The 24,410-nt window shown below is 63.4% G+C and carries 32 protein-coding genes and 2 tRNA genes; 11 read left to right on the top strand and 23 right to left on the bottom strand.

What is annotated here, in order from left to right; all coding sequences use genetic code 11:
• Positions 1-525 carry a DUF4142 domain-containing protein gene (locus tag FJ950_RS13885; RefSeq protein WP_015318420.1) on the top strand — a complete coding sequence of 175 codons (525 nt, stop codon included), beginning with the start codon at positions 1-3 and terminating at the stop codon, positions 523-525.
• Positions 522-842: a cupredoxin family copper-binding protein gene (locus FJ950_RS13890; RefSeq protein ID WP_015318421.1), complete on the top strand. Its 321-nt coding sequence runs from the start codon at positions 522-524 to the stop codon at positions 840-842. Before FJ950_RS13885 ends, FJ950_RS13890 begins: the two co-directional genes overlap by 4 nt.
• On the opposite strand, the gene FJ950_RS13895 is transcribed toward FJ950_RS13890, so the two are convergent.
• Complete coding sequence (locus tag FJ950_RS13895) at positions 788-1,684, bottom strand: crotonase/enoyl-CoA hydratase family protein (protein ID WP_140617173.1); 897 nt, start codon at positions 1,682-1,684, stop codon at positions 788-790. The two genes, FJ950_RS13890 and FJ950_RS13895, sit on opposite strands and share 55 nt — an antisense overlap.
• 84 nt (positions 1,685-1,768) lie before the next feature.
• Here FJ950_RS13895 and FJ950_RS13900 point away from each other — a divergent pair, with 84 nt between their 5' ends.
• A complete protein-coding gene (locus FJ950_RS13900; protein ID WP_181171217.1) occupies positions 1,769-2,356 on the top strand; it encodes a TetR/AcrR family transcriptional regulator in 588 nt (195 codons plus the stop codon).
• Positions 2,357-2,359: 3 nt separating this feature from the next.
• Here the strand turns inward: FJ950_RS13900 and FJ950_RS13905 are convergent, their stop codons facing one another.
• The 6 genes from FJ950_RS13905 to FJ950_RS13930 all read right to left on the bottom strand — a co-directional run bounded on the left by FJ950_RS13905 (position 2,360) and on the right by FJ950_RS13930 (position 6,814).
• Positions 2,360-3,586, bottom strand: coding sequence for an anion transporter (locus FJ950_RS13905; RefSeq protein WP_140617175.1), 1,227 nt, complete (start codon positions 3,584-3,586; stop codon positions 2,360-2,362).
• A gap of 153 nt (positions 3,587-3,739) precedes the next feature.
• The gene (locus FJ950_RS13910; RefSeq protein ID WP_140617176.1) at positions 3,740-4,702 is read right to left on the bottom strand and encodes a glycosyltransferase family 4 protein; all 963 of its coding nucleotides are present in this window, start codon (positions 4,700-4,702) and stop codon (positions 3,740-3,742) included.
• A gap of 206 nt (positions 4,703-4,908) precedes the next feature.
• The gene (locus FJ950_RS13915; RefSeq protein ID WP_140617177.1) at positions 4,909-5,697 is read right to left on the bottom strand and encodes a GGDEF domain-containing protein; all 789 of its coding nucleotides are present in this window, start codon (positions 5,695-5,697) and stop codon (positions 4,909-4,911) included.
• Between the two features lie 200 nt (positions 5,698-5,897).
• The gene (locus FJ950_RS13920) at positions 5,898-6,119 is read right to left on the bottom strand and encodes a hypothetical protein (RefSeq protein WP_015318427.1); all 222 of its coding nucleotides are present in this window, start codon (positions 6,117-6,119) and stop codon (positions 5,898-5,900) included.
• Between the two features lie 268 nt (positions 6,120-6,387).
• Positions 6,388-6,464: transfer RNA gene (locus FJ950_RS13925), tRNA-Arg, on the bottom strand.
• A gap of 44 nt (positions 6,465-6,508) precedes the next feature.
• Positions 6,509-6,814: an ETC complex I subunit gene (locus tag FJ950_RS13930; protein ID WP_015318428.1), complete on the bottom strand. Its 306-nt coding sequence runs from the start codon at positions 6,812-6,814 to the stop codon at positions 6,509-6,511.
• Between the two features lie 124 nt (positions 6,815-6,938).
• Between FJ950_RS13930 and FJ950_RS13935 the strand changes: the two genes are divergently transcribed.
• Both FJ950_RS13935 and FJ950_RS13940 read left to right on the top strand, forming a co-directional pair.
• Positions 6,939-7,015: transfer RNA gene (locus tag FJ950_RS13935), tRNA-Pro, on the top strand.
• Positions 7,016-7,039: 24 nt separating this feature from the next.
• A complete protein-coding gene (locus tag FJ950_RS13940; protein ID WP_246677735.1) occupies positions 7,040-7,420 on the top strand; it encodes a hypothetical protein in 381 nt (126 codons plus the stop codon).
• Positions 7,421-7,448: 28 nt separating this feature from the next.
• On the opposite strand, the gene FJ950_RS13945 is transcribed toward FJ950_RS13940, so the two are convergent.
• The 5 genes from FJ950_RS13945 to FJ950_RS13965 all read right to left on the bottom strand — a co-directional run bounded on the left by FJ950_RS13945 (position 7,449) and on the right by FJ950_RS13965 (position 10,936).
• Entirely contained in the window at positions 7,449-7,838 is a 390-nt protein-coding gene (locus FJ950_RS13945; protein ID WP_015318430.1) for a type II toxin-antitoxin system VapC family toxin, read from the bottom strand.
• On the bottom strand, positions 7,835-8,092 hold the full coding sequence (locus FJ950_RS13950) for a type II toxin-antitoxin system prevent-host-death family antitoxin (protein ID WP_015318431.1): 258 nt from the start codon (positions 8,090-8,092) through the stop codon (positions 7,835-7,837). Before FJ950_RS13950 ends, FJ950_RS13945 begins: the two co-directional genes overlap by 4 nt.
• Before the next feature lie 331 nt (positions 8,093-8,423).
• A complete protein-coding gene (gene hdaA / locus FJ950_RS13955; protein ID WP_140617264.1) occupies positions 8,424-9,128 on the bottom strand; it encodes a DnaA regulatory inactivator HdaA in 705 nt (234 codons plus the stop codon).
• 1 nt (position 9,129) lies between these two features.
• Complete coding sequence (locus FJ950_RS13960; protein WP_140617265.1) at positions 9,130-10,305, bottom strand: AI-2E family transporter; 1,176 nt, start codon at positions 10,303-10,305, stop codon at positions 9,130-9,132.
• 76 nt (positions 10,306-10,381) lie between these two features.
• Positions 10,382-10,936, bottom strand: coding sequence for a CDP-alcohol phosphatidyltransferase family protein (locus FJ950_RS13965; protein WP_015318434.1), 555 nt, complete (start codon positions 10,934-10,936; stop codon positions 10,382-10,384).
• A gap of 209 nt (positions 10,937-11,145) precedes the next feature.
• Between FJ950_RS13965 and purM the strand changes: the two genes are divergently transcribed.
• The 3 genes from purM to FJ950_RS13980 are packed head-to-tail and all read left to right on the top strand — an operon-like array spanning position 11,146 to position 13,489.
• The gene (gene purM / locus FJ950_RS13970) at positions 11,146-12,255 is read left to right on the top strand and encodes a phosphoribosylformylglycinamidine cyclo-ligase (protein ID WP_140617178.1); all 1,110 of its coding nucleotides are present in this window, start codon (positions 11,146-11,148) and stop codon (positions 12,253-12,255) included.
• Positions 12,252-12,965, top strand: a complete 714-nt coding sequence (gene purN / locus FJ950_RS13975) for a phosphoribosylglycinamide formyltransferase (RefSeq protein ID WP_140617179.1) — start codon at positions 12,252-12,254, stop codon at positions 12,963-12,965. Before purM ends, purN begins: the two co-directional genes overlap by 4 nt.
• Before the next feature lie 14 nt (positions 12,966-12,979).
• Positions 12,980-13,489 (top strand): histidine phosphatase family protein, encoded by a 510-nt coding sequence (locus FJ950_RS13980; protein WP_015318437.1) that lies wholly within the window; start codon positions 12,980-12,982, stop codon positions 13,487-13,489.
• A 50-nt stretch (positions 13,490-13,539) separates the two neighbouring features.
• Here the strand turns inward: FJ950_RS13980 and FJ950_RS13985 are convergent, their stop codons facing one another.
• From FJ950_RS13985 to FJ950_RS14000, 4 genes are all read right to left on the bottom strand, one after another.
• Positions 13,540-13,779 carry a DUF680 domain-containing protein gene (locus FJ950_RS13985; RefSeq protein WP_015318438.1) on the bottom strand — a complete coding sequence of 80 codons (240 nt, stop codon included), beginning with the start codon at positions 13,777-13,779 and terminating at the stop codon, positions 13,540-13,542.
• A gap of 208 nt (positions 13,780-13,987) precedes the next feature.
• Positions 13,988-14,221: a DUF680 domain-containing protein gene (locus FJ950_RS13990; protein ID WP_140617180.1), complete on the bottom strand. Its 234-nt coding sequence runs from the start codon at positions 14,219-14,221 to the stop codon at positions 13,988-13,990.
• A 442-nt stretch (positions 14,222-14,663) separates the two neighbouring features.
• Positions 14,664-14,891: a DUF680 domain-containing protein gene (locus tag FJ950_RS13995; protein ID WP_015318440.1), complete on the bottom strand. Its 228-nt coding sequence runs from the start codon at positions 14,889-14,891 to the stop codon at positions 14,664-14,666.
• 45 nt (positions 14,892-14,936) lie between these two features.
• Entirely contained in the window at positions 14,937-15,137 is a 201-nt protein-coding gene (locus tag FJ950_RS14000; RefSeq protein WP_015318441.1) for a DUF680 domain-containing protein, read from the bottom strand.
• Positions 15,138-15,616: 479 nt separating this feature from the next.
• Between FJ950_RS14000 and FJ950_RS14005 the strand changes: the two genes are divergently transcribed.
• Positions 15,617-16,294 (top strand): response regulator, encoded by a 678-nt coding sequence (locus FJ950_RS14005; protein ID WP_140617181.1) that lies wholly within the window; start codon positions 15,617-15,619, stop codon positions 16,292-16,294.
• Between the two features lie 12 nt (positions 16,295-16,306).
• Positions 16,307-17,659, top strand: a complete 1,353-nt coding sequence (locus tag FJ950_RS14010) for a sensor histidine kinase (RefSeq protein ID WP_140617182.1) — start codon at positions 16,307-16,309, stop codon at positions 17,657-17,659.
• Positions 17,660-17,704: 45 nt separating this feature from the next.
• Here FJ950_RS14010 and FJ950_RS14015 read toward each other — a convergent pair whose 3' ends face one another.
• The 6 genes from FJ950_RS14015 to FJ950_RS29510 form a co-directional block, all read right to left on the bottom strand.
• Positions 17,705-18,583: an ABC transporter permease gene (locus tag FJ950_RS14015; RefSeq protein ID WP_015318444.1), complete on the bottom strand. Its 879-nt coding sequence runs from the start codon at positions 18,581-18,583 to the stop codon at positions 17,705-17,707.
• A 14-nt stretch (positions 18,584-18,597) separates the two neighbouring features.
• A complete protein-coding gene (locus FJ950_RS14020) occupies positions 18,598-19,452 on the bottom strand; it encodes an ABC transporter ATP-binding protein (protein ID WP_015318445.1) in 855 nt (284 codons plus the stop codon).
• 160 nt (positions 19,453-19,612) lie between these two features.
• The gene (locus FJ950_RS14025; protein ID WP_140617183.1) at positions 19,613-20,626 is read right to left on the bottom strand and encodes an ABC transporter substrate-binding protein; all 1,014 of its coding nucleotides are present in this window, start codon (positions 20,624-20,626) and stop codon (positions 19,613-19,615) included.
• A gap of 175 nt (positions 20,627-20,801) precedes the next feature.
• Positions 20,802-21,581, bottom strand: a complete 780-nt coding sequence (gene dapB, locus FJ950_RS14030) for a 4-hydroxy-tetrahydrodipicolinate reductase (protein ID WP_140617184.1) — start codon at positions 21,579-21,581, stop codon at positions 20,802-20,804.
• A 10-nt stretch (positions 21,582-21,591) separates the two neighbouring features.
• The gene (locus FJ950_RS14035; RefSeq protein ID WP_140617185.1) at positions 21,592-23,685 is read right to left on the bottom strand and encodes an ATP-dependent helicase; all 2,094 of its coding nucleotides are present in this window, start codon (positions 23,683-23,685) and stop codon (positions 21,592-21,594) included.
• A gap of 68 nt (positions 23,686-23,753) precedes the next feature.
• Positions 23,754-23,927 carry a hypothetical protein gene (locus tag FJ950_RS29510; RefSeq protein WP_015318449.1) on the bottom strand — a complete coding sequence of 58 codons (174 nt, stop codon included), beginning with the start codon at positions 23,925-23,927 and terminating at the stop codon, positions 23,754-23,756.
• A 109-nt stretch (positions 23,928-24,036) separates the two neighbouring features.
• Here FJ950_RS29510 and FJ950_RS14040 point away from each other — a divergent pair, with 109 nt between their 5' ends.
• Positions 24,037-24,177 carry a hypothetical protein gene (locus FJ950_RS14040; protein ID WP_181171219.1) on the top strand — a complete coding sequence of 47 codons (141 nt, stop codon included), beginning with the start codon at positions 24,037-24,039 and terminating at the stop codon, positions 24,175-24,177.
• Positions 24,178-24,209: 32 nt separating this feature from the next.
• On the opposite strand, the gene FJ950_RS14045 is transcribed toward FJ950_RS14040, so the two are convergent.
• Positions 24,210-24,380 carry a hypothetical protein gene (locus FJ950_RS14045; RefSeq protein WP_246681313.1) on the bottom strand — a complete coding sequence of 57 codons (171 nt, stop codon included), beginning with the start codon at positions 24,378-24,380 and terminating at the stop codon, positions 24,210-24,212.
• Positions 24,381-24,410 lie beyond the last annotated feature (30 nt).

The raw sequence follows: 24,410 nt of genomic DNA on the forward strand, positions 1-24,410 counted from the left end.
ATGTTCACCCGATATACCGTCGCCCTTGCCGCCCTGCTTCTCGTCGGCGCTGCCCCGGTCTCGCAAGCCGCCGACAAGCCGACCGACCCGCAGATCGCCCATATCGCCTATACAGCAGGCGTCCTCGACATCGAGGCGGCCAAGCAGGCGATCAAGAAGTCAAAGAGCAAGGAGGTCGTCGATTTCGCCAAGGACATGGAGCGCGACCACGAAGCGGTGAACAAGCAGGCGCTCGATCTCGTCAAGAAGCTCAAGGTGAAGCCCGAGGACAACGCTACCAGCCAGGCGCTGACGAAGGCGGCGAAGGAGGAACGTGCCAAGCTCGCCAAGCTGAAAGGGGCGGCCTTCGACAAGGCTTATATCGAAAACGAGGTCGCCTATCACAAGCAGGTCAATGGCGCGCTCGAAACCCTGCTCATTCCCTCGGCCAGCAATGCCGAGCTGAAGAGCCTGCTCGAGACCGGCCTCAAGATCTTCCAGGGCCATGAGCAGCATGCCGAACACGTCGCCGGCATGCTGAAATGAAAGCGGGCGCCTTGGGTCTTCTGGCGCGGCTGGTCGTGCTGGCGTTGGCATCCACAGCGCCGGCAGCGGCGGCAACCATCCAGGTCACCGTCGACAAGCTCGTCTTTTCGCCGGCCAGCGTCGATGCCAAGGTCGGCGACACGATCGAGTGGGTGAACAAGGATGTGATCGCCCACACGGCCACCGTGAAGGGCGGCTGGGAGGTGATAATCCCGCCGAAGAAGTCGGCAAGCATGACGCTGAAGACGGCGCAAACGGTCGACTATTTCTGCCGCTTCCACCCCAACATGAAAGGACGCTTGCTGGTGGCGCCGTGATCCAGGGCCGAGGAGGCTCGCCTTGCCTCCTCGGGCCGCGCGACATGCGTCCAGGACCCGTCGTGTCCAGGCCTGTGCCTGCTGATCCAGGCATCTAGCGCCTCGCGCAAATCGGCTGTCGGGGCCATACGGGCGAACTGCTCGGCCTCGACCAGCAAGCCTTCGGCGATGCTCAGATTGAGCCCTCGCGTCACCGCCGTAAGGATGCCCGCGGCTGCCAGTCCGGAGTGTCGAAGGATACGCCTGGCCAGATTGAACGCAGCCGGCATCAGATCGTCATGCGGAACCACCTGATTGACGAGGCCAAGGTCAAGAGCCCGCTGTGGCGGGAACCAGTCGCCGGTCAAAAGCAGTTCGAGCGCGCGCTTGCGCCCGGCGAGCCTGGGCAGGCGCTGCGTTCCGCCGAAAGTCGGCGGCATTGCCAGAGTGATCTCCGGCTTGGCGAACAGCGCGCGGTCGCTGGCAATTGCTAGCGGCACGGCCTCCGTGATTTCGCAGCCGCCGCCGAAGGCGAGGCCGTTGACGGCTGCGATGACAGGCTTGCGAAAGGCTTCCAGCCTTGCCGTCAGCCGCTGTCCCCGCATGACGAAGTCTCGCAGCGCCGTCTCGGCGCCCAGCGCCACGCTGGCCGAGAACTCCTCTATGTCGGCGCCCGCCGAGAAGGCCCGCTCGCCGGCCCCCGTCAGAATGACCGCGCGGATGCGGTCGTCGACTTCAATGTCGTCGAGTGTCGCGAGCAGGCGATCGATCAGCGCATAGTTCAACGCGTTCAGCTTTTCCGGGCGGTTGAGAGAAAGGACGGCAATGCCTTCCCTGTTTTCGTTCAGGACAAGATCGGTCATCTGGCTTCCTCCAGCATGGTGACGAGATGGAAGGTTACGCCATTCGCGCCTTGTGTATATTCACTAGTCGGTATACTTAGACCCATGCCCGAAGCACAAAGTCCTACCCGCAAGCGCATTGTCGACGCAGCAACCAGATTGTTTTACGCGGAGGGGATCGGCCGTGTCAGCGTCGATGCCGTCGCCGAGGAAGCGGGTCTCACGAAGCGGACGCTCTATTACCACTTCAAGAGCAAGGACGACCTCATCGCAGCCTATCTCGACGGCCGCGATCAGCCCAATCTGAAACGGATGGCCGGCTGGTTCGAGGCTGAACAAGGTGGTGTGGACAGCAAGGTCGAAGCCATCTTCGCCAACCTGGCCCGGGCCACGCGCCATCCGAAATGGAAGGGATGCGGCTTCCTGCGCACCGCCGCGGAGCTTGCCTCGATGCCAGGGCACCCGGCGGTCAAGGTCGGGGCGCGGCACAAAAGCAATTTCGAGACATGGCTGGCGGCAGAACTGTCCGGCCACCATATCGAGGGGCCGCGGGCGCTGGCGCGCGAGATCGTGCTGCTGATCGACGGCTGCTTTTCGATCATGCTCATCCATCGCAACCCCGACTACGTCGAAGCAGCCGGACGAGCCGCGGCCACGCTTGTCAGGGCGCGAATGTCGGGCAGCCAGGCCTAGGGGCTACCCCCCGAGCGCCAGCCACCCCGTACCGGCCAAGAGCGTAACCAACGTCAGCGGCAGGCCGACCTTGAAGAAGGCGCCGAAAGACAACGGCGTGCCTGCGGCCTTGGACTGCTCGGCGACGATCAGATTGGCGACCGAGCCGAGCAACGTGAAGTTACCGGCGAGCGTCGAGCTCATGGCCACGACCAGCCAGGCGCGCTCGGGGTTTTCCAGGCCGGGTATGAAAGGCCTGAGCGCCAGCACGGCCGGAACATTGCTCATGACGTTGGACAACACCGCGGTGAAACCCGAAAGCCTCCAGACATCGTCGAGCCCGATGTTCTTGGCCGAGGCGATCATCTCAGGTGTCAGCAGCGTCTTTTCCGCGCCGGCAACCACCACGAACAGTCCCGCGAACATGAACAGCAGCGGTCCGTCGATCTCGCGGTAGATGCGCGATGGCTTGATGGCGCGGGTCAGCAGCAGAATGGCGCCGCCGATGAGCGCCGCCTTGGCTACGGGAACACCAGCGAAGAAGGCGATCGCCAGCCCGACGCAGACGACCACCGCCTTCAGCACCTGGCCGCGATGCATGCGGCCGCGCGAGATGTGTGGCGTCAGTTCGCCGTTGCGGGTGAATTCGGCGCGGTAGACGATGCGCACGATGACGATGACCGCGACAAGGCCGAACAAGGCGACGGGGGCGAGTGCCGCCGAAAAGGCCGGATAGGAAATGCCCGACAGCGCGCCGATGACCATGTTCTGCGGATTGCCCGTGATGGTGGCGACGCTGCCGCAGTTCGAAGCGGTGGCGGTGGCGATCAGATAGGGGATCGGATTGCGGTTGATAACGCGGGTAACGTGGACGACGATCGGCGCCATGACCAGGCAGATGGCATCATTGACCAGGAAGGCCGACAGCACGCCGGTGAGGAGCGTCACCATCACCAGCAGCATGAACGGTGCATGCGCGTGCTCGATGGCGACGGCGCCAAGACCGCGAAAGGCACCCGACACCTTCAGATGAGCCACGACGATCATCATGCCGAGCAGAAGCGTGATGGTGTCGAAATTTATGGCCCGGTAGGCATCCTCCATGCTGAGCGCGCCGATGGCGATCATGGCCGCGCCGCCAAGCAGCGCGATGCCTGCCCGGTCGAGCCGCAAGCCAGGTATCCGGCCGATTGCGACGCCGGCATAGGTCAAGATCAGGATCAGCAGTGCCGCGGCGCCCGTCAATGTCATCGGTAGAAGCCCTGCTCGATCTGTCTGCGCGCCGAAGCCGGCCGCCCCGCGATTCACGTGATGCCAGCTTTAGCGCGATGTCGGGATCGATGCCAAACGGGGCACGTGGATTGCTGGCCGAGAGTGTCTGGAAAGCCGGACGGCGTGGCGCCGCTAACGCCGATAGAAGTCCAGCCGCTGTTGAACCGCCTGCGGCGAAAACAGCTGCTCGACGGTTCGCCGCGCCTTCTGACCGACGGCCACCCGCAGTGCCGGGTCGGCTTTAAGTTCGGCCAGGATCCGTGCTGCCTGTTGCGTCGTTTCGAACAGGAAACCGTTTTCGCCATGCCTGATATGATCGGCGTAGCCGCCATGCGAATGGCAAACGACCGGCAGGCCGCAGGCCATCGCCTCGAACACCACACGGCCGAACGTCTCCACATGTGAGCCGGTGCGATAATAGAAGGCGTCGAGCGTCGGCAGAAACTGTTCGGCGGCAAATTCACCCTGCGGCAGGAGCTCGAGTTGCGAATGCGGCGCAAGCCTGTCCTTGAGCGGCATGCCGCCCTGAATCCGCACCGCGTCGCCGTCGGCCAGCAATGCCTCATAGAGCGCCACATCGTCGGCATGATGCTTGTCCGCCATATCGCGGCTCAGTCGCCCCACCGTGAACGGACCGTTTGGCCTTGCCTGCCGTGGCGAGAAGCGCTCGATGTCGATGGGTGACGGATGCACGACGCCCTCGACCCGCAGCATGCGTTTCTGAAAGTCGGAGATCAGCACCAGTTCGGCACCGGGCCAACCCAGCAGGCGCGGCCTGTGGGTCGTCAGGGCGATGATCTTGGGATGAAAGGTGTTGAAGACATAGATCAGCCGGCGCGGTCGCGGGATCAGATAAGGCCACATCTTGTTGCGCCAATGCGCGCCAAGAAAGACATAGGTGCCGCCAGCCGGCACATTGCGTGTTGCAGGCGAGACGCGGCGTATCGGAAATTCCTGCATCAGGTCCTCGGATACGCGCGACGAGGTTGCCCAGAGGCGCACCTGCGAGTCGGCGCTCAACAGCCGATACAACTCCAGGGTTTCGCGCTCACTGCCGCCAAACGGGTTCTGAAAGCCGTTGAATAATTGGATCATGATCGCGGTGCTTACCGGGCCCAGGGCGTTTGGCCATTCAATTCCCTGCATCCCCGGGCCGTGCCGTACCCGCGAACCGCACGATCGAGGGACTCAAGAAGCAGGATTGTTTCTGGCGATGTTCCATACATCACTTGCGCGGAGGAAGCACACAGACAGGGATGCGTCAAGGAAGCGGTCGGTGCCAGCCGGCTGTAAGGCTGCCCTCAGTGGACGGTGGCGGCGCTGAGCGGAGACACTAGAGCGGCTTCCGCCGGATCGAAGCTGACCTGATCGCGTCCATTCGACTTGGCGGCATAAAGCCGTCTGTCGGCGGCGGAGAATATTGCCTCGTAGGTGGTCGGCCCGCTGAAGCTGGTGCCGCCGATGCTGACGGAAAGCGGACAGGACCGGCCATCGGGCGAAAAGTCCATTTCGCGTATCCGTCGGCGGATGCCTTCGGCAACCAGCCAGGATTGCGAGGGGTCGACGCCGGGAAGGAACACGCCGAACTCCTCGCCGCCGATCCGGCCGACGATATCGGTGCCGCGCAGCTGGCCTTTGATCGCCTGCGCGATCAGTTTGAGCGCCTGGTCGCCGCAATCGTGGCCGAGGCGGTCGTTGATCGACTTGAAATGGTCGGCATCGATGATCAGCAGCGCGCCGGTACGGGTCTCTTCCTGCTTGCGGGTCTGTTCGAGATAGGCCTCGACCAGCATCGAGAAGGCGCCGCGGTTCAGCACCGCCGTCAGGCTGTCCGTCGCGGCAATGACGCTGAGGTCGCGCTGGGCTATCGCCAGTTGGCGGATCTTCCACATCAGGAAAAACAGAAACGAGCCGCCGAGCACCAAGGGCAGCAGAAAGTCGGTCAGCTTAGCGCGCCAGACAGACTCGGGCGAAAGATACGGGAAATTGAACGAATCGACGAAAAACGCCACGGCAATGAAGAATGCCGTGCCGGCGGCGGTGACGGCCATCACCCTGCCCCAGCTGGTGGGCGACAGGTCCAGCTTCATCCCTTTTCACTCCGTTAGCCGTCCCTACTATGACGTGCCAACGCAAACAAAATGATAAGACTTTCCTTTCAATTCGAGATCAGGTGGCGACGAGACGAGATCAGGGGCCGGGCGCTGGAGCACGATCGCCCAATAGGCGGCCGTGCCCCAATGGAGGACGCGATTTGCTCACCGGATTTCGGACAAGGGAAATTCCGAAGTCAGCGGCTGGGCGCCGGCCCAACCGCTTCGGCGACGAAGGATGCCGCGATCAGGTCGTCGGCATCCAGTTGCAAGGAACCGTCGCCAGATCCCATGATGGCGGCCACCTTGTGAAAGGTTTTCATTTCATGGCCGGAAATTTCGGCGTCTTGCATTCGGGCCCTGAGATCGGCGATACGCCGCCCCAAGGCAGGGGACGTTCCAATTTCACGTTTCGACATAGCCTTGTTTCTCCTCCCCCAACCCGCGCTTGTTTTGCCCACCCGTTCGCTTGCCCGCATAGTGCCTTTTATGAGGCTCCACGAATACAAGGCCCCGAACGCGTAGTCTTGGCCAAGGTTCCAACAGGGCCGGATCACGAAATAATTCCAGAGCCCTGTGCGGGCCGAACTCTGTTCCGGCTTCCGGTAAGCGGCGTGGCAGCACTGGCAGGCAGGGGTAGGATCGCGCGACCGCGTGAGGTCATGCAACATAAGCCATTGAAATTATTGGCGATCCCGACAGGATTCGAACCTGTGACCATCGGCTTAGAAGGCCGGTGCTCTATCCAGCTGAGCTACGGGACCGTCGGCCGGCCAACGGCCGGCTGGATGCTTGGGCCTGCCGCCTTTCAGTGCGTCCAGGGCGTCCTGCGGTCATAGCGGAAATTCTCCGCATAGGAAATCTGGCGGCGCTTGGTCTCTTTCGGTTCCTCGACACGGAAGGCAAGCCCTTCCTTTTCCGCGTAGGCCACCGCTTCTTCGCGCGTGTCGAAGGTGAGCCGGATCTGGCTTCTCATGTCACCCGACGTGGTGTAGCCCATCAAGGGATCGATCTTCTTGCGCATCTCGGGGTCGAATTCCAGCACCCAATGGCCGGTCTTGGCCTTGCCGGACTGCATCGCGGTTTTGGCTGGGCTGAAAATGCGCGCGGACATGGCCACCTCTTTGTTGGCAAGGCGGCATCGCCGCCTCTTCGCCCGTCATTACTGCGCATTGGCAGCGGCGGCAAGGTTTTTGCACTTGCCATGTACCACCGAAATGAATAGGCAACAGACCGTTCGGAGTGTAGCGCAGGCTGGTAGCGCATCTGGTTTGGGACCAGAGGGTCGGGAGTTCGAATCTCTCCACTCCGACCATTTCTCATTTAAAATGCGACACCGATGGCACCGAAGGGGTTTTGGCCCTTATCCGCGTGTCATTATTTCAGGCTCGCTTCCATCGCCATTGCTGGCTTAAGCTGCGGCAAACGGGGGGTGGCGGTGCTTGGGATAGATGCTTGGGTGTCGCTGTTCGGGCCGGCCTATTTCGCCTATGCGGGCGTGACGGTTCCGTTCATGGTGGCATGGGCGATCGCCTGTGCCGCCTTGGCGACGTGGAACAATCGCGGGAGCCGCAGGCACGGCAGGCTCGCACCTGGCATCGTCGCCTCCCGTTCGTGGGCAGCCAGCATCGGGATTTTTGTGCTGGTCGCGGCCTGCTATATTGCCGCGCACTCGGCCGTCTATCTGTTGGTCCGGCATTTCGTCAGAATGTGGCTGTGATTGGCCGCAAGCTCACCGGCCGGCAGTGTTACGTTGAGAGCACACCCTCTATATCGGTTTTCGAAAAATCGGCTCCGACATACAACAGCCGGCAAGCGTGCTCCTTCGCCACCTCGTAGGAGAAACAATCGCCGAAATTGAGCGCGGCCGGATGGCTGCCCTTGCCCCATCGCGCATAGGCTTCGGCGATACGCCGGGCCGAGGCCGGCGTTACCACCACCACCTCGAAACCAAGCCCGTCAATCAGGCTGGACAGCTCGGCGGCGACGCCACGATGGGCCGCGACGATCAGCGCCTCGGCAACGGTGCCGGCGGAGATCAGGAGGTCGTTCTCGGCTGCGAGCGCGGCCATGCAGGCGTCGGCCTGAAGTTCATTCAGGACGATCGCCATAAGCGCCGACGTATCGACCGCGATCATTCTGGCATGCCGTCATCGCCATAAAGGAAGTCCTGGCTGCGGGCAGCGGATGGTCCGGCCTTCATCTTGGCCGCCCCTGCCGCACGCGCCGCTTCCATGAGCGTCCGGCGACCTTCCTTGCCGGGCATTGCCTTGATGGGAACCAGCCGCACGGCCGCATGGCCGTGACGGGTCAGAATGACCTCGTCGCCCGCCTCAGCGCGGCGCACCAGCTCGGTCAGCTGTCCCTTGGCGTCGGTAACGGATACCTGCATCGAATACTCCGCATGGACCATTCTCCGGTCCAAATCTTTCAATCGAGAAATAGACCATCGAGTGGTCTATTTCAAGAGTTTCGACAATGCGGGGGTGGTCCGTGTCGTTGGGATGGATGTCCGCTGCGGCGGCACCCGCTCGACGCATTTTGAACGCAAGCTCGCCGGGCGAGAACCCCAAGCGCCTCATTCCCGGCGAGCCTACAACCTGATTTGGAACGCAATCAGGACCGGGGTCAGCCGGCAAGCTCACGCAGCAAGATGGATGCCAGTCTTGTTTCCCAAAATGGGACTGAGGTCGAGACGGAGGACCGCCGGAACCCTGAAGTCATCAAATCTCGAACTCGCCCTGCCCTTCGTCCATGGCATTGACGGTTTCGGCGGCCAATGCCCTGGTGATCGGCATCTTGCGCTCCAGGGCGGTACGATCCAGGCGCTCCACCACACGCATCGCGGTTGCCAGAGAACGCTCGATGCGCCGCACCAAATACTGCACGACATGCGGCTCGACCTCGACCTGGCGGTCGGCGAACAGCTTGGTGATGACACCGGCGAGCAGGAGATCATCGGGCTCATGGATCTCGACGGTCGCCGCAGCCTTGAGCCGCGATGCAAGATCGGGCAGCGATACACCCCAGGCCGAGGGAAAGCGGCGTGCGGTCAAAAGCAGCGTCGAGCCGGCGCCACGCACCGCATTGATGAGATGGAACAGGCCCAGTTCGTCGACCGCGCGTGCGTCGACATCATCGATCAGGGCCGGGCGGGCACCAAGATTTGCGATGCTGTCGCCAATGCGCCTGGCGTCGACAGTCACCGCCTTGGCGCGCGCGCCCCAGATCGAGGCCAGATGCGTCTTGCCGGAGCCGGCTGGGCCCGCCAGCACCACCACCGGTGCTGGCCAATCCGGCCAGCGGTCGACCAGTGCGGCCGCCTGGTTGTTGGTACCGGAGACGACCAGCTCATCACGCGAGTAACCGGTGCCATGGCCGAGATCGAGCGGCAACTGGCGTGGCGGGTCGGTTCGCTGCGCGGTCACTTCAGCGACGCGGTTGCGAGCGGTGGCCGCCGCCGCGATCGGCTGGCAATGCCGGCGCGGGTTCTGTCGCATGGCCTTTGTAGAGCGGCGATTCGAGATAACGGGCGATGGCAAATCGCACCAGCACCGCAACCGCCGCCGAAGCCGGCACGGCAATCAAAAGGCCGACGAAGCCGAACAGAGCGCCGAAGGCGAACAGCGCGAACATCAGCCATACAGGATGCAGGCCGACGCTTTTGCCGACCAGCCTGGGCTGCAGGATGTTGCCTTCGATGAACTGGCCGATGAAGAAGACCACCGCAACCGCGACGATCATCGTCCAGTCAGGCCAGAACTGAACGAAGGCGACGCCGACGGCCAGCACCAGCCCGGTCAATGAGCCGACATAGGGGATGAAGGAGATCAGCCCGGCGAACAGGCCGATGAGGATGGCGAAGTTCAGCCCGGTCAGCGTAAGGCCGGTGGCGTACATGGCGCCCAGCACCAGGCAGAGCGTACCCTGGCCGCGCACGAAGCCGGCAGTGGCGGTGTTGACGTCGCGCGCGATGGCGCGGACCGTGGCGACGTTGTCGCGCGGCACCCAGCTGTCGATGACCGCCACCATGCGGTCCCAGTCGAGCAGCATGTAGAAGGCCACGACCGGCGTCACCACGAACAGGCTGACCACCGAGACCAGCGCCACGCCCGAACTCCAGATCGAAGTGAAAACCGTCGTGAGCAGGCCGAAACCGGAGGTCAGCAGTGAGTTCAACCCATCGCGCAAGCCATTGGCGTTAACGCCGAATTTCTGTTCCAGCCACTTCGGATCAAAGGAGGTGATCAGGCTCTGCAGCCGGGTCAGGTACTCCGGCAGCTTGCCGGCGAAATCGGCCATCTGTGTCGCCAGCACCGGAATGAGGATGACCAAGGCCAGCACCAGCACGATCAGGAATGTGATGAGGATGACCACCGTCGCCATGAAGCGGCTGAGGCCGAGCCGCTGCAGACGGTCGGCGACCGGATCGAGGAAATAGGCAAGCACCATGCCGGCGACGAAGGGCAGCAGGATGTCGCTGAAGACATAAAGGAAGAGCGCCAGGATCGCGGCACCCGCCAGCCAGAAGAATATCTGGCGCCGGAACGTGGCCGACGCCTCGGCCTCTGCCGCCGTCTCGCCTTCCGGCACGACGACACCCATCTGGCCGTCGTCGGTCTTGCCCAGCGCCGCCTTGCGGGCGGCCGGCTTGCGGGCAGGCCTGCCGTCGATGGGCTTGTCAGCCTGATTTACCGCCTTCGCCATAGCCGCTCATATGCCTCAGCCAAGCCACGAGATAGGCCGCGGCCGAAGCCACGGTCAAGACCCCGGACAGCAATATGAGGCCTGGCCGCAGAGGGTCGAGGTGCACGGCAAAGGCGAGTTCGCCCAGCACAACCGCCGCCAGCACGATCTGGACGGCGGTATTCGCCTTGGAGACCAGGAACGGTTTGATCTCGACCGGATGGGCCATCGCCGTGGACAACAGGACCGCGCAGACGATCAAGGCGTCGCGCGACACCATGGTGACGACCAGCCACAGCGGCAACTGCCCGATGATGCCCATGACGACGAACACCGAAACCAGCAGCAGCTTGTCGGCGATCGGATCGAGATAGGCGCCGAACCTGGACTGCTGGTTGAAGCGGCGGGCGATGAAGCCGTCGACGCCGTCGGAAATGCCGGCAACGACGAAGCCGGCAAAGGCCCAGTCCCAACGCGCCTGCAGCATGGCCAACACCACGGCAGGCACCAGGACAACGCGCAGCATGGTGATCAGGTTGGGGATGGTCAACGCATTGTCCCGCCGTATTATGCGTTGAGATAGATGAGGGAGATGGAGGGCCGAGGCAAGGGAGAGCCGGCTGGGCCAGCCGCAAGCACTGAGTGCGATGCCCCCGGCTATCCACGCTTTTGTCGGCCAAACGAAGCCCGGTTCGGCCGTTATCCTTGCGGACCGAAACCGTTCATGCGAAGAGCCCGCAAACGAGCAGGAACATTGCGATGAGCAAGCGCGAAACCGGCCAGCATAAAACGGGCCAGAACAAAACGGCCAAGCGCGGAAACGGGCTCACCTATGCGCAGGCGGGCGTCGATATCGATGCCGGCAACCTCATGGTCGAGAAGATCAAGCCGCTGGTGCGCGCGACGCGCAGGCCGGGCGCCGATGGCGAGATCGGCGGCTTCGGCGGCCTGTTCGATCTGAAAGCGGCCGGTTTCACCGATCCGGTGCTGGTAGCAGCCAATGACGGCGTCGGCACCAAGCTCAAGATCGCCATCGAGGCGGGAAAACACGACACGATCGGCATCGACCTTGTCGCCATGTGCGTCAACGACATCGTCGTGCAGGGCGCCGAACCGCTGTTCTTCCTCGACTATTTCGCCACCGGCAAACTCGATCCCGATCAGGGTGCCGCGATCGTCGGCGGCATCGCACAGGGCTGCCGTCAGGCCGGCTGCGCGCTGATCGGCGGCGAGACGGCGGAAATGCCGGGCATGTATCACGGCAAGGACTATGACCTTGCTGGCTTTGCCGTGGGTGCGGCCGAACGCGGCCAGCTCCTGCCCACCGACGACATCGTCGAGGGCGACGTGCTGCTCGGGCTGGCCTCTTCTGGCCTGCATTCGAATGGTTTCTCGCTGGTGCGCCGCATCGTCGCCGCCAGCGGTCTGGCGTGGAACGATCCAGCACCGTTCAACGACGAGGCGACGCTTGCCGAGGCACTGCTCGAACCCACCCGCATCTACGTCAAGTCGATCCTCAAGGCGATCCGCAACACGCATGGCATCAAGGCGCTGGCGCACATCACCGGCGGCGGTTTTCCGGAAAACATTCCGCGCGTGCTGCCCAAGGACTTTTCCGCCGAACTTGACCTCAATGCCATCGACGTGCCGCCGGTGTTTTCCTGGCTGGCCAAGACAGGCGGCGTGGCGCCGGAGGAGATGATGCGAACTTTCAATTGCGGCATCGGCATGATTTTGGCTGTCGCTTCCGGTCAGGCGGCGCAGGTCGCGGCCGTGCTGCAGGAAGCCGGCGAGACGGTGACGCCGATCGGCCGCATCGTGCCGCGTCGCGACGCCGGCGTCATCTATCGGGGCTCGATCGGCCTATGAGCACGCAGAGAAAACGCACCGTTGTCCTGATTTCGGGGCGCGGCTCCAACATGACCGCGCTGATCGCGGCGGCCAGCGATCCGGCCTTCCCGGCCGAGATTGCCGGCGTCATTTCCGACAAGGCGGACGCCGCCGGCCTCGGCATCGCCAGGGCACGCGGCATCGCCACCCAGGTCATTTCCCGCGCCGACCATGGCAGCAAGCAGGCGCATGACGCGGCCATCGACGCGGCACTTGCGGCCTTCAACGCCGACATCGTGGCGCTGGCCGGCTATATGCGCCTCCTGACCCCCGGCTTTGTCCAGAAATGGCAGGGCCGCATGATCAACATCCACCCTGCCCTGCTGCCGGCCTTCAAGGGGCTCGACACCCATGCGCGCGCGTTGGCCGCCGGCATCCGCATCCATGGCTGCACGGTGCATTTCGTCACGTCCGAGATGGATGATGGCCCGATCATCGCGCAAGCGGCCGTGCCGGTGATGGTCGGCGACAATGCCGATACGCTGGCCGCGCGCGTGCTCAAGGCAGAGCACCGGCTCTACCCGCTGGCGCTTGGACTGGTCGCCGAAGGCAAGGCACGCATGGAGGCCGGGCATACGGTTCTTGCCCACTTCGCCGACGATGCCGACAACGGCACCTCGGTGGTGATGGCGCCCGATCCGCTGCGCGAGGAAGCCGACCTCGAGCACCTGGCGCGGATCACGCCCTGAGCGAGAGCGCAGCGATGAAACAGCTGCTCCTGCTGCGTCACGCCAAATCGAGTTGGGACGACCCTGACCTCGACGATTTCGACCGACCGCTGGCGGAACGTGGGTTGAAGGCGGCCCGGCTGATCGGCCGCGAGCTTGGAGCGCGCAACTGGCTGCCGGATCAGGCGCTGGTGTCGCCGGCGCTGCGCACCCGCGATACCTGGCGGCTGGTGGCGGCGGAACTGCCAGTGCATCCCCGGGTCGCGTTTGCCGAGGCGCTCTACGATGCCGCAGCGGCGGATATTCTGGGTCAGCTACGCAAAGCGGACCCTTCGACCAGCTGCCTGCTGGTTCTCGGCCACAATCCGGGCCTTGAGGAGCTGGCAAAACAGCTTGCCGGACCGGGATCGGAGGCGAAGGCGCGCAAGAGGCTCGAGGAAAAGTTTCCGACAGCAGCCCTCGCGCGCTTCGTCCTTGAAGACGATTGGTCCGGGGTGTCGGCCGCCAGGCTGACACATTGCCTGCGGCCGAAGGATCTGAGCTAAAAGTCTAATGTCCGCGGGTGCGGCAGATCAGACCCGCCGCAGCCGCGACATCAGTTACCCCAGATGCCCTGGCCGGGCTCGGGCCAGTCGGTGGCTGGCTTCATCTTGGTGTCGGCGGTCTTGTGTTTGATCATATCCGTGTCGTTGACGGCGCCCGTGGCGGCGTGATCCACGCCGGCGACCGGGGCGACCGGCTGGTTGGCATTGTCGGAGCCATAGTGGTCGCTGCCGGCGAATGCACCCCCGGCTGCGACAAGGATAGCGGCGGTAGCGAGAGCAAGTCTGTTCATTTCAATCTCCTGTTCATCCGTTGGGCGGCGTCTTGGGAGGACGGTTCCGCTGAGGAGAAGACCAGAAGCAGCCTGGTTTTATTTCCTGGACGTGAGATGTTTTGCCGACTGAGAAGATCGGCGGCCTTCGGTCTGACCTCATTCAAAACAAGAGCGGCGGGCCAGACCCACCGCTCTTTGTCGTCAAGCCAGGCGAGGCCGGCGTGGATCAGTTGCCCCAGTTGCCCTGGCCGGGATCAGGCTGATTGGAATCGGGCGTCAGCTTGAAACCGCGGTGTTCGACCGGCTTGCGGATCGAAGCCGTATAGCTGTGGTCGATTTTACCCGCGGGCGCGGTGACCGCCGGCTGATTGACATTGTCAGAGCCATAATTGTCGCTGCCGGCGAAGGCGCTGCCCGTGGCAACGAGAATGGCAGCGGCGGTAAGTGCGATCCTGTTCATTTCTCTACTCCGATAGGTCTGGTCTGTCCGTCAAGTGGCGTGCCTTTGGGAGGAATTTCGCGTCGCTCGGACCAGCTGAACGTGGGTTTTTCGTTCGTCGGCTTCCAATCACGAAGATGTTCCTTCACGGCCCGATTTCGCACCTCAAGGCTGGATCCCGGATTTCGGCAGAAGTGTTTTCATCAACATTATCAGTCGCTTGTTGCGCAACTCACGGAGCATTACGCTTTGTTTCGCCGAGGCGGCGTTCGCCGGGCGCTCACGGCGCGTCAACATTAATTGAACCGATTGGTTCGATCCGTGACCGGCGCGCTGGCCGGCACTTGTTCGACGGCTATCCGGCACGACTGAACCCGACTGGCTCGCCTGATTCCATTTGTCACAAAACAAGAGCGGCGGGCCAGGCCCACCGCTCTTTGTAGTCACGCGATGCTAGAAGGGATTAGCGGCCCCAGATGCCCTGGCCCGACTGAGCCGGAACGTTGGCATTGGCATCGGCCTGCGCCTTGTCCGCCTTCAGGATCGAACCGGTGTGGAAGGTGTCGACGTTGGAGGTCGACTGGCTGGCAACCGGCTGGTTGGCGTTGTCGGAACCGTAGTTGTCGCTGCCGGCAAAAGCGGTGCCAGTGGCAACGAGGATGGCAGCGGCGGTGAGTGCGATCTTGGTCATTTCAAGTACTCCTGAATTCAAAGTTGGATGGATTGGCAGTCGCGATTAGCGGCCGAAGAGGTTGCGGTCAGCGCCCTGCGGAGCCTGGACCGACGCGGCCGTCGACTTCGAGGTCGAAGCAGTGACCGAATGGTCGACAGTGGCGGCAGGCTGGTTGGCGTTGGCCGAGCCATAATTGTCGCTGCCGGCAAAAGCAGTGCCCGTGGCAACGAGGATGGCGGCGGCGGTAAGAGCGATCTTGGTCATTTTATTTACTCCAGAATTTCTTTGTTCTGTCCGTCTAGTGGCGTGCCCCTTGGGAGGATTTCGCGTCGCTCGGACCACCTCCAAATGGGGAAGGCCTTTTGGAATTACCAGTCGCGTCGGTTTTGCAGTATTTCATCATATTATGGACAATGCATATTGCATTGCAGCATTTTCAGCCTGAATTCTCAAACATTTTCAGGAGATTAGCGTTTCTCCCGCAGACGCAAACACCAACCGACTCACGCCTATTGTTCACTGTTTACGATACAATCCGTCAACCAGAACCGAACCGTTCGGTTCGATTTATGTTTCAAACGAGGCATCTAGCCCGCGAAAAACCATCGCCGGCCGCAGCCAAGCCGCATTTGCCTTGCGTTGCGATCGATACTATCGATCATCCGGGTCCGATTGCCGAATGGATCGTCGATCGAGCCTTGGTGGCCGTTGAGACCGAAGTGGATGCTGGAACGGCAATAGACATGCGATTGCTGCTTGTGGAGGACAATCGCGAACTGGCGGACTGGCTAGGCAAGACCTTGCGCCAGGCGAATTATGTCGTCGACATCGTCCATGACGGCGAGGATGTCGAGCACGCGCTTGCCGCCGGCGACCACGCGCTTGTCATTCTCGACCTTGCGTTGCCCCGCATGGGCGGACTGGAAGTGCTGCGCATGCTGCGAGCCCGCGGCAACCGGGTGCCGGTGATCGTACTGACTGCCAATGCCAGCCTCGATGGCCGGGTCAAAGGCCTCAACGAAGGCGCCGACGACTATCTGGCGAAGCCCTTCCAGGTAGAGGAGCTCGAAGCGCGCATCCGCGTGCAACTGCGCCGCGCCAATGACCGGACGGCACCGGTCGTTGCCTGCGGCGACCTCATCTTCGACACCAACACCAGGCTGTTTTCGCTCGGCGGTGAAACACTGGCCCTGACACCGCGCGAACATGCAGTGCTTGAACAATTGATGATCAAGGCGGGACGTACGGTAAGCAAGGCCGCCCTGTCGGCGGCGATCTACGATTTCGAGACCGACGCCGATCCAAGCGCCATCGAGATCTATGTGCACCGTGTGCGCAAGAAGCTCGAGGGGTCGCGGGTCCAGATCACCACTTTGCGTGGCCTCGGCTATCTCTTGCGCCATGAGGATCTGGCGCCATGATGATTTGGCGCTATGAAGACTAACAGCCTGCGTCTGCAATTGCTGGCCTGGGTCGTGCTCCCCCTGGCCGGGCTTGCGACCATCAATCTGTGGACCAGCCAGCGCAACGCTCTGGCGACCGCCGATCTGGTCACCGACCGCATGCTGGTCGGCTCGGCCCGTGCCATCGCCGAGCAGGTCGCCATGGCCGATGGCGTACTCGATGCCACCATCCCGCCGGCGGCGATCGAGATGTTCGATACCGGCGATCGCGACAGCGTCTACTATCGCGTCGAGACCGCCGGAGGACGGTTGCTGACCGGTTACCCCGATTTGCCGCAAGCGCCGCGGCATGCGAGCGCCGAGGCGAGCTATCGCGACCATATGTTGCGGCTCTTGACGCTCAGCCACGCGGTGATCGGCGCCGGCGGCGATTCCCCCATAACGGTCACCGTGGGCATAACGCTCTCCGGGCATGATGCGATGGTGAAGCGGCTGTGGTTCAGCGCCTTCGTCCAGCAACTGGCGCTGGTGGCGATCGCCGGCGTCTTCGTGCTGCTTGGCCTGCGCCGCGGCCTGGCGCCATTGATGAGCCTGCGCGACGCGGTGCGTTCGCCAAGCCGAAGCGACCTCGATCCGGTTGACGTGCCGGGCGCGCAGAGCGAAATCCGGCCTCTGATAGAGGCGCTCAACGCCTACATGGAACGGGTGCGCGCGCAGATGGGAGCGCAGCGCCGTTTCATCGCCAATGCCGCACATCAATTGCGCACGCCGCTGGCGCTGCTATCGACGCAGGCAAGCTATGCGCTACGCGAAACCGCCACCGATGCGCGCCAGGAAGCGCTGGTGGCGCTGCAGGCCAGCTCCGGCAAGCTGGCGCGGCTGGCCGAACAATTGCTCACCCTGTCGCGTGCCGAGCCTGGCAGCCGGCGGCCACGCGCCGATCGCATCGACCTGACAGAAGCCGCCCGCCATGTACTGGAAACGCAGGCGCCCGCGGCGATCGCCCGCAAGATCGATCTCGGGCTGGAGGAAACAGGGCCGGTTGCAGTCATTGGCGACGGCACCATGCTGCGCGAGATGATCGTCAATCTTGTCGACAACGCGCTGCGTTACTCGACGGCAGGCGCCAGCGTGACGGTGAAGCTGGCCGCCATCGATAGCGAAGCCGTGTTGACGGTAGCCGATGACGGACCCGGCATCCCGGCCGAAGAGCGGGATCACGTGTTCGAGCGCTTTTATCGCATCGCCGGTTCGACCGAGGAAGGCAGCGGCCTGGGCCTCGCCATCGTGCGCGAGGTTGTCGAGAATGCCGGCGGCCGCGTCACCCTCGGGGATGGCGCGGCCGGCGGTCTGGTGGTCGAGGTCAGGTTGCCCCTGGCCTGAACCGACCCGCACCAAGCGCGGGCTCGTACTGTCCTCGGAACAAAATCAGGTGCCCTGCTCGTTGAACGGCGCCGGCCGCCACTTGACGACATAGTTCTCGAAGCGGGTGATGATGAATTCCACCACCAGCGCCATAACCGCCAGGATGATCATGGCGGCGAAGACGCCATTGGCGTTGAAGGCGCCCTGCGCGGTCGAGATCAGCAGGCCCATGCCTTGCTTGGCGCCGAGGAATTCGCCGACCACGGCGCCGACCAAGGCAAAGCCGAAGCTGACATGCAGGCTGGCCAGGATCCAGCTCATCGCCGACGGGATAATGACGGTGCGGGTGATCTGGAACGGCGAGGCACCGAGGATCTGGGCGTTGGCGATCATCGCCCTGTCGGCCTCGCGAACCCCCTGGAAGGCGTTGGCGAAAACGACGAAGAACACCATCACCACGGCGAGCGCCACTTTCGAGGCCATGCCGAGGCCGAGCGCGATGATGAAGACAGAGCCGAGCACGACGCGCGGCACGGAATTGGCGATCTTGATGTAGATCGAAAAGACATCGGCCAGCAGCCGGTTGCGGCCGAGAATGATGCCGGCGGCGATGCCGCCCAGTGCGCCGATGGCGAAGCCGAGGAAGGTTTCCTCCAGCGTCACATAGATCTGCAGCCAGAGCGGTCCCTGCGAGGTGCCCTCGGTGATCCAGGACCAGATCTGTTCCCAGATGCCCGAGGGGCTGGCGAAGAAGAACGGGTCGATGATGTTATAGTCGGCGCCGAGTTCCCACAGGCCAAGGAACGCAACGAGGATAGCAAGGCGCAGGCCGATGACCAAAGCATGGCGGCGGCGCAGCCGGGCCCTCGCCCGGGCCTCGGCAACGGCAATGGAGGCATCGCGGACGGCGGCATGGGAAGCGGTGGGAGAGATAGCGGTCATGTTGGTGTCTCCTCTCAATGCCCGCTCTGCAAGGTGCGGCTCTGGCCGAGCTGCACTTCTTCGCGCAGGTCGTTCCAGATCACCTTGGCGATCTCGACGAATTTCGGGTCGTAACGGATGTCGGCCATGACACGCGGACGCGGCAGGTCGATGCGGTAGACGCTCTTGACCGTTCCCGGCCCGGCGGTGAGCACATAGACCTTGTCGGCCAGCGCCACCGCCTCCTCCAGATCGTGGGTGACGAAGACGACGGAGGATTTCTGTTCCGACCACAGGCCGAGCAATTCGTCCTGCATGGCCGTGCGCGTCTGCATGTCGAGCGCACTGAACGGCTCGTCCATAAGCAGAATCTTCGGCTGGTTGATGAAGGTCTGGGCAAGGGCGACGCGCTTGCGCATGCCGCCCGAAAGCTGGTGCGGATAATGTTTTTCGAAGCGGCCGAGGCCGACGCGGGCGATCCAGTCGCGGGCCCGATCATAGGCCTGCGCCTTGGGGATCCCGCGATAAAGCGGACCGGCGGCGACATTGTCGATGACGCTTCGCCAGGGAAAAAGCGCATCGGCCTGGAAGACGAAACCGATGTCGCGGCTGATATCGGTGACCGGTTTGCCCATGACGCGGACATGACCTGTGGTCGGCCGCAGCAGGCCGGTGACGAGGTTGAGCGTCGTCGACTTGCCGCAGCCGGTCGGCCCGACGACGCAGGCGAATTCGCCACGCGCCACCGTCATGGTGAAGTCGCGGATCGCCGTCATCATATGGCCGTCGGGCGTGACGAAGCGTAGCGTCACATCATCGATGGCGATCGCGGCATCGGCCGGCGGCGCGGCCTGAGACAACTTCTCAGCCGCCATCGTTTGCACTTGCATGGCATACTCCTGTGGCGATGATGCGAGAATGCCTGCGGCCAAAACTTGTGGTCGCCATCTCTCGACATCGGTAGGCGCGCCGCTGCCAAATCGATTCAGGCCAGCGGCGCAACTTGTTGTTCCTCAAGAGCGAACCGGGTAACCCGCCTCGCCTGCCTGCCTACTTGGCGGCGTCGACGAATTCCGTCGTGAAGGTTTTCGACAGGTCGATCTGCTTGCCCTGCAGGCTCTTGGAGAAGGTCGACAGAACTTTCAGCACCGTCTCGGGGCCATCGGCCGGCATGCGTCCGTCGGGCGTGAACATCGCCTTGCCGCCGGCGAGCCCCTGGATATAGAGATCCTTGTTGCCGGCGTAATAGTCCTTCGGCATCTTGTCGGCGATCTCCTCGGCCGAATGGCCGGCGATGAACTTCATCGTCTTGACGAAGGCATTGGCGAGCTTCTGTGCTTCGTCCTTGTGGCCTTCGACCCAGGAAGACTGGACGTAGAAGGATGCCGCAGGATAGTCGCCGCCCAGCGCTTCCTTGGTCTTTTCGGGCGTGCGCATGTCGACCAGGACACTGGCCTCGCCGGTCTTGAGCAATTTCGCGATGGTCGGCTCCGTGGTCATGCCGGCCTGAATTTGGTCCTGCTTGACGGCGGCGATGAAGGTGTTGCCGGCGCCTACCGGCAGCAGCGTGTAATCACCCGGCTTCAGGCCGCTGCGGACGGCAAGATATTGGGTCAGGAAATCGGTCGACGACCCAAGCCCGGTGACGCCCAGCGTGGCGCCCTTGAAGTCGGCCGGCGACTTGATCTCCGGGTGCTTGGCGGAGACCAGTTCGACCTCGCCAGGGGCCTGGCTGAACTGGACGATCGACTCGATGTATTTGCCCTTTGACTGTAGGTCGACAGTGTGGTCATAAAAGCCGACAACGCCCTGCACGGCGCCGGCCAGCAATTCATTCTCGGCCTCGACGCCGGCTCGCGAGTTGATCAGTTCGACGTCGAGCCCCTCATCCTTGAAGTAGCCGAGCTGCTGGGTGAGCACGGCCGGCAGGTAAATCTGCTTTTCCATGCCGCCGACAATGATGGTGATCTTGTCCGCGGCGCTCGCCGCGGTCGCGCCCGTGCCGACAATGGCGAGCGTCAGCGCCGCCGAACGCAAGATGCACTTCGAGATCAAACCGGTCATGTAACTTCCTCCACCTGGGCGGCGCGCCATCCAGGCTGCGCCGCATTCCTCCTGCCGGCCACTCCCGCACCGGTCACGCGGCGAACGCCGCAATGAATCAATTGCATGCCCAAGCTTTCAGCTGGCTTTCAGCCACTTTAGCAACCGGGGAATGAAAACAGCCAGGATTTGCTGGTTACGATGCGCCAAAACCCAATACGTCGCGCATGTCGTATTCGCCGGGAGCGCGGCCCGCCACCCACAATGCCGCGGCGATGGCGCCGCGTGCAAACATGATGCGGTCACCAGCCGAATGCGCCAAGGTGACGGTCTCGCCTTCCGTGCAGAAGCTGACGCTGTGCTCACCAATGATGGCGCCGCCCCGCGCCACCGCGAAGCCTATCTCGCCCGCCGGCCGCGCGCCGGTGACGCCATCGCGGACGCGCCTCGCAACCGTCTCCAGCCCGATTTCGCGTCCGCCGGCAACAGCCTGCCCCAGCATCAGCGCCGTGCCCGAAGGCGCGTCGATCTTGTGGCGATGATGCGCCTCGAAAATCTCCGCATCCCAGTCATCGGGGTCGAGCGCCCGCGCTGCCTGTTCGACCAATCCGACCAGCATGTTGAGCCCGAGCGAGAAGCTGCCGGAGCGCACGATGGCAATGGTTTTCGCGGCATGGGCGATGGTGGCCATCTCGGCGGCCTCGAAGCCCGTCGAGCCAATCACCAGGGCTGGCCCGCCCCTCCCGGCACACAATCTGGCCAGTTCCACGGAGGCCGCCGGCGTGGTGAAGTCGACCACCACGTCGGCTGTGGCGAGCGCCTCGTCGCGGCTCACCAGCCCGTCGCCGACACTGCCCGGACGGTGAAAGCAGCCGGCGAGCGCCAGACGCGCATCGGCCCGCACCGCATCCGCCATCTGGCGACCCATGCGGCCGAGAGCGCCTGATATGGCGATCCTGATCGGCGGCTGCGGCATCGGCTTCCTGCTATTTCCACATGCCGCGCATGCGCGCGCCGATGTCGACGCGCACCTCCGGCCGAGGCGCCCTGCCTTGCGCCGCTTGCGCGGCCGGCCACGAAAGCTGCTGGAACGCGGCGAGGATGGAGGCCGGAATGAAACGGGTGCGCGAGGCGTAGACATGGCGGTCGCCGCGTGCCGCCTGGCCATGCGGAAAGAAGCGCTGGGGCATGACGAGGTTGAGATTGTCCTTGGCCCGTGTCATCGCCACGTAGAGCAGCCGTCGCTCCTCCTCGATATCTTCCTTGGTGCCGACACCGAGATCGGCCGGAATGCAGCCGTCGACCGTGTTCAGCACGAAGACGTTCTTCCACTCCTGGCCCTTGGCCGAGTGGATGGTCGACAAGATCAAATAGTCCTCGTCGCGGTGCGGAGGGCCGGCCTGGCCGCTGGTTGCGTCCGGCGGATCGAGCGTCAGCTCGGTCAGGAAGCGTTCGCGCGAAGCATAGCCCAAGCCGATTTGCTCGAGTTGCAGCAGGTCGGCGCGGCGCGTGATCGCATCCTCGTGGATGCGCTCCAGATGCGGTTCGTACCACAGCCTGACCTGTTCGAGATCGGCCGGCCATTTGGCGCCGGCGCGCAAGCCGGAATAGAGCGAGACGAAGCCGGGCCAGTCGTCGGCGGCGCGCTGCGGCGGACGCCAGCCGGCCAGTCCCATCGCCTCGTCCAGCGCCGACGTCATGGCCTCGACGACCTGCGCGGCCGCGGAAGGGCCAATGCCGGGAAGAAGCTGCAGCACGCGAAAGCCGGCGACACGATCGCGCGGATTTTCGGCAAAGCGCAGTACCGCCAGCACGTCCTTGACATGCGCGGCATCGAGGAATTTCAGGCCACCGAACTTGACGAAAGGGATGTTGCGCCGCGTCAGCTCGATCTCCAGCGGCCCGCTGTGGTGCGAGGCGCGAAACAGCACCGCCTGCGACTTCAGCGCGGTACCGGCCTCGCGCTCGGCAAGGATGGTGTCGCAGACGAAGTTCGCTTGCTCGACCTCGTCGCGCACGGTCACAAGTCTCGGTTTGTCGGCGGATTTGCGTTCCGACCACAGGTTCTTGGTGAAGCGCTCCGAGGCTTCGCCGATAACCGCGTTGGCGGCCGCCAGAATGGTCTCGGTCGAGCGATAATTGCGCTCCAGCATCACCACATCGGCGGTCCGCGCGAACTGTCTAGGGAAGTCGAGGATGTTGCGCACTTCGGCGGCCCGGAACGAATAGATCGACTGCGCGTCGTCACCGACGACCGTCAGCCCGGCGCCGTCGGGCTTGAGTGCCATCAGGATCGAGGCCTGCAGCCGGTTGGTGTCCTGGTATTCGTCGACCAGCACATGGTCGAACCGTCCGCCCAGATGCGTGGCGATTTCAGGCTCGGCGGTCATCTGCGCCCAGTAGAGCAGCAAATCGTCGTAATCGAGCACATTCTGCGCCTGCTTGGCCTCCACGTAACCGGCAAACAATTGCTTGAGCTGCTCGGCCCAGCCGGCGCACCAGGGGAAGGCGGACCCCAGGACCTCACCCAGCGGCGCCTGCGCGTTGACGGCGCGCGAATAGATGGCAAGGCAGGTGCCTTTGGTCGGAAAGCGCGCTTCCGTCCTGGAGAAACCGAGTTCGTGGCGCACGAGATTCATCAGATCGGCGGAATCCTCGCGATCATGGATGGTGAAGGCCGGATCGAGGCCGATCTCCAGCGCATAGTCCCGCAGCAGCCGCGCGCCGATACCATGAAAAGTGCCGGCCCAGGTCAGTGCGTCCGTGATCACTGCGGCGTCGCGGCCGAGCACTTCGCCGGCGATGCGCTCGACACGTCTCGCCATTTCGGATGCGGCGCGCCGCGAAAACGTCATCAGCAGGATGCGGCGCGGGTCGGCTCCCTTGACGATCAAGTGGGCGACGCGGTGCGCCAGCGTGTTGGTCTTGCCGGAGCCGGCGCCGGCGATAACCAGCAACGGGCCTGCAATCTTGCCGTCGCCATGTTCGACCGCCTGGCGTTGGGCGTCGTTCAGCCGGGCGAGATAAGCCGGCTGGACGGTCCGTTCCAAAAACGTCGAATCATGGGCGGCGAGGTTCATCGCCCATCAAGCATCGTTTCCGCTTTGTTCGCAACAGAGAAGCAGCTCCGCCAATACAGCAGGAGCAATCAGCGTTTCGGGTCAACGCCCATCGACGCCGACTGCCGGCGCAGCGCCTCGCGGTCGTTTGCGGGCGCTGGCAGCAAAAGCGGATCGACACTGTCGGGAACCTCGTCGATCATCTTGCGGGCGAGACGGTAAGTGACAAAGGCCAGCGTGCCAACCAGAAGCAAACGGATCATGCGGCGGTCCTCCTTCGCTGGGTCAACCTGAGGCAGGGGATTTTGTTCCCTCGGCGCAATCGTGCAACCAAACCGACACCGCCTCGTTCTGCGGGTGGAGGAAGTAGCCATGAAAAAGCTGGGACTGATCCTCGCGCTGGTGACTTTGGCTTTCTCGGCCTGCGACAACAAATTGCCGCCGACAAAGGCGACTGGGGCCGATCAAGATCTCGCCATTCCTATGGTGAACAATGGCATTGCCAGCCAGTGAACGGGGCTTGCGCAAAAACGACTGCGGGACCTTCAACGCATTGCCGCAATGCATTCCTCGAGACGCTCGAGGCGGAACTTGGCATTGCGCAGCTCGTGGCCTGCGTCCTGGCGCAGCTGTCGTGTCTGCGCCGAGGCAGCGGTCAAGTCTTGTTCGAGTTGAGCGATGCGGGCGCGCACCCGCCGCGCTTCGTCCTGACGCACCGCCTTTATCCAGCTCCGCCCGCGCATCTA

Source organism: Mesorhizobium sp. B2-3-14 (assembly GCF_006442175.1).
Classification (GTDB): domain Bacteria; phylum Pseudomonadota; class Alphaproteobacteria; order Rhizobiales; family Rhizobiaceae; genus Mesorhizobium; species Mesorhizobium australicum.

Excerpts from the sequence above, each read along its gene's own strand:
- FJ950_RS14020 (WP_015318445.1), bottom strand. The coding sequence starts at position 19,452 with ATGCAAGTGCAAACGATGGCGGCTGAGAAGTTGTCTCAGGCCGCGCCG.
- FJ950_RS13890 (WP_015318421.1), top strand. The coding sequence starts at position 522 with ATGAAAGCGGGCGCCTTGGGTCTTCTGGCGCGGCTGGTCGTGCTGGCG.
- purM (WP_140617178.1), top strand. The coding sequence starts at position 11,146 with ATGAGCAAGCGCGAAACCGGCCAGCATAAAACGGGCCAGAACAAAACG.
- FJ950_RS13940 (WP_246677735.1), top strand. The coding sequence starts at position 7,040 with ATGGCACCGAAGGGGTTTTGGCCCTTATCCGCGTGTCATTATTTCAGG.
- FJ950_RS13885 (WP_015318420.1), top strand. The coding sequence starts at position 1 with ATGTTCACCCGATATACCGTCGCCCTTGCCGCCCTGCTTCTCGTCGGC.
- FJ950_RS13990 (WP_140617180.1), bottom strand. The coding sequence starts at position 14,221 with ATGAACAGGATCGCACTTACCGCCGCTGCCATTCTCGTTGCCACGGGC.
- FJ950_RS14010 (WP_140617182.1), top strand. The coding sequence starts at position 16,307 with ATGAAGACTAACAGCCTGCGTCTGCAATTGCTGGCCTGGGTCGTGCTC.
- FJ950_RS13985 (WP_015318438.1), bottom strand. The coding sequence starts at position 13,779 with ATGAACAGACTTGCTCTCGCTACCGCCGCTATCCTTGTCGCAGCCGGG.
- FJ950_RS14040 (WP_181171219.1), top strand. The coding sequence starts at position 24,037 with ATGAAAAAGCTGGGACTGATCCTCGCGCTGGTGACTTTGGCTTTCTCG.
- FJ950_RS13910 (WP_140617176.1), bottom strand. The coding sequence starts at position 4,702 with ATGATCCAATTATTCAACGGCTTTCAGAACCCGTTTGGCGGCAGTGAG.
- FJ950_RS13920 (WP_015318427.1), bottom strand. The coding sequence starts at position 6,119 with ATGTCGAAACGTGAAATTGGAACGTCCCCTGCCTTGGGGCGGCGTATC.
- FJ950_RS14025 (WP_140617183.1), bottom strand. The coding sequence starts at position 20,626 with ATGACCGGTTTGATCTCGAAGTGCATCTTGCGTTCGGCGGCGCTGACG.
- purN (WP_140617179.1), top strand. The coding sequence starts at position 12,252 with ATGAGCACGCAGAGAAAACGCACCGTTGTCCTGATTTCGGGGCGCGGC.
- FJ950_RS13960 (WP_140617265.1), bottom strand. The coding sequence starts at position 10,305 with ATGGGTGTCGTCGTGCCGGAAGGCGAGACGGCGGCAGAGGCCGAGGCG.
- FJ950_RS14035 (WP_140617185.1), bottom strand. The coding sequence starts at position 23,685 with ATGAACCTCGCCGCCCATGATTCGACGTTTTTGGAACGGACCGTCCAG.
- FJ950_RS13930 (WP_015318428.1), bottom strand. The coding sequence starts at position 6,814 with ATGTCCGCGCGCATTTTCAGCCCAGCCAAAACCGCGATGCAGTCCGGC.
- FJ950_RS13950 (WP_015318431.1), bottom strand. The coding sequence starts at position 8,092 with ATGCAGGTATCCGTTACCGACGCCAAGGGACAGCTGACCGAGCTGGTG.
- dapB (WP_140617184.1), bottom strand. The coding sequence starts at position 21,581 with ATGCCGCAGCCGCCGATCAGGATCGCCATATCAGGCGCTCTCGGCCGC.
- FJ950_RS13945 (WP_015318430.1), bottom strand. The coding sequence starts at position 7,838 with ATGATCGCGGTCGATACGTCGGCGCTTATGGCGATCGTCCTGAATGAA.
- FJ950_RS13905 (WP_140617175.1), bottom strand. The coding sequence starts at position 3,586 with ATGACATTGACGGGCGCCGCGGCACTGCTGATCCTGATCTTGACCTAT.
- FJ950_RS13980 (WP_015318437.1), top strand. The coding sequence starts at position 12,980 with ATGAAACAGCTGCTCCTGCTGCGTCACGCCAAATCGAGTTGGGACGAC.
- FJ950_RS13915 (WP_140617177.1), bottom strand. The coding sequence starts at position 5,697 with ATGAAGCTGGACCTGTCGCCCACCAGCTGGGGCAGGGTGATGGCCGTC.
- FJ950_RS13900 (WP_181171217.1), top strand. The coding sequence starts at position 1,769 with ATGCCCGAAGCACAAAGTCCTACCCGCAAGCGCATTGTCGACGCAGCA.
- FJ950_RS13995 (WP_015318440.1), bottom strand. The coding sequence starts at position 14,891 with ATGACCAAGATCGCACTCACCGCCGCTGCCATCCTCGTTGCCACTGGC.
- FJ950_RS14015 (WP_015318444.1), bottom strand. The coding sequence starts at position 18,583 with ATGACCGCTATCTCTCCCACCGCTTCCCATGCCGCCGTCCGCGATGCC.
- FJ950_RS14000 (WP_015318441.1), bottom strand. The coding sequence starts at position 15,137 with ATGACCAAGATCGCTCTTACCGCCGCCGCCATCCTCGTTGCCACGGGC.
- FJ950_RS29510 (WP_015318449.1), bottom strand. The coding sequence starts at position 23,927 with ATGATCCGTTTGCTTCTGGTTGGCACGCTGGCCTTTGTCACTTACCGT.
- FJ950_RS13895 (WP_140617173.1), bottom strand. The coding sequence starts at position 1,684 with ATGACCGATCTTGTCCTGAACGAAAACAGGGAAGGCATTGCCGTCCTT.
- FJ950_RS14005 (WP_140617181.1), top strand. The coding sequence starts at position 15,617 with ATGCGATTGCTGCTTGTGGAGGACAATCGCGAACTGGCGGACTGGCTA.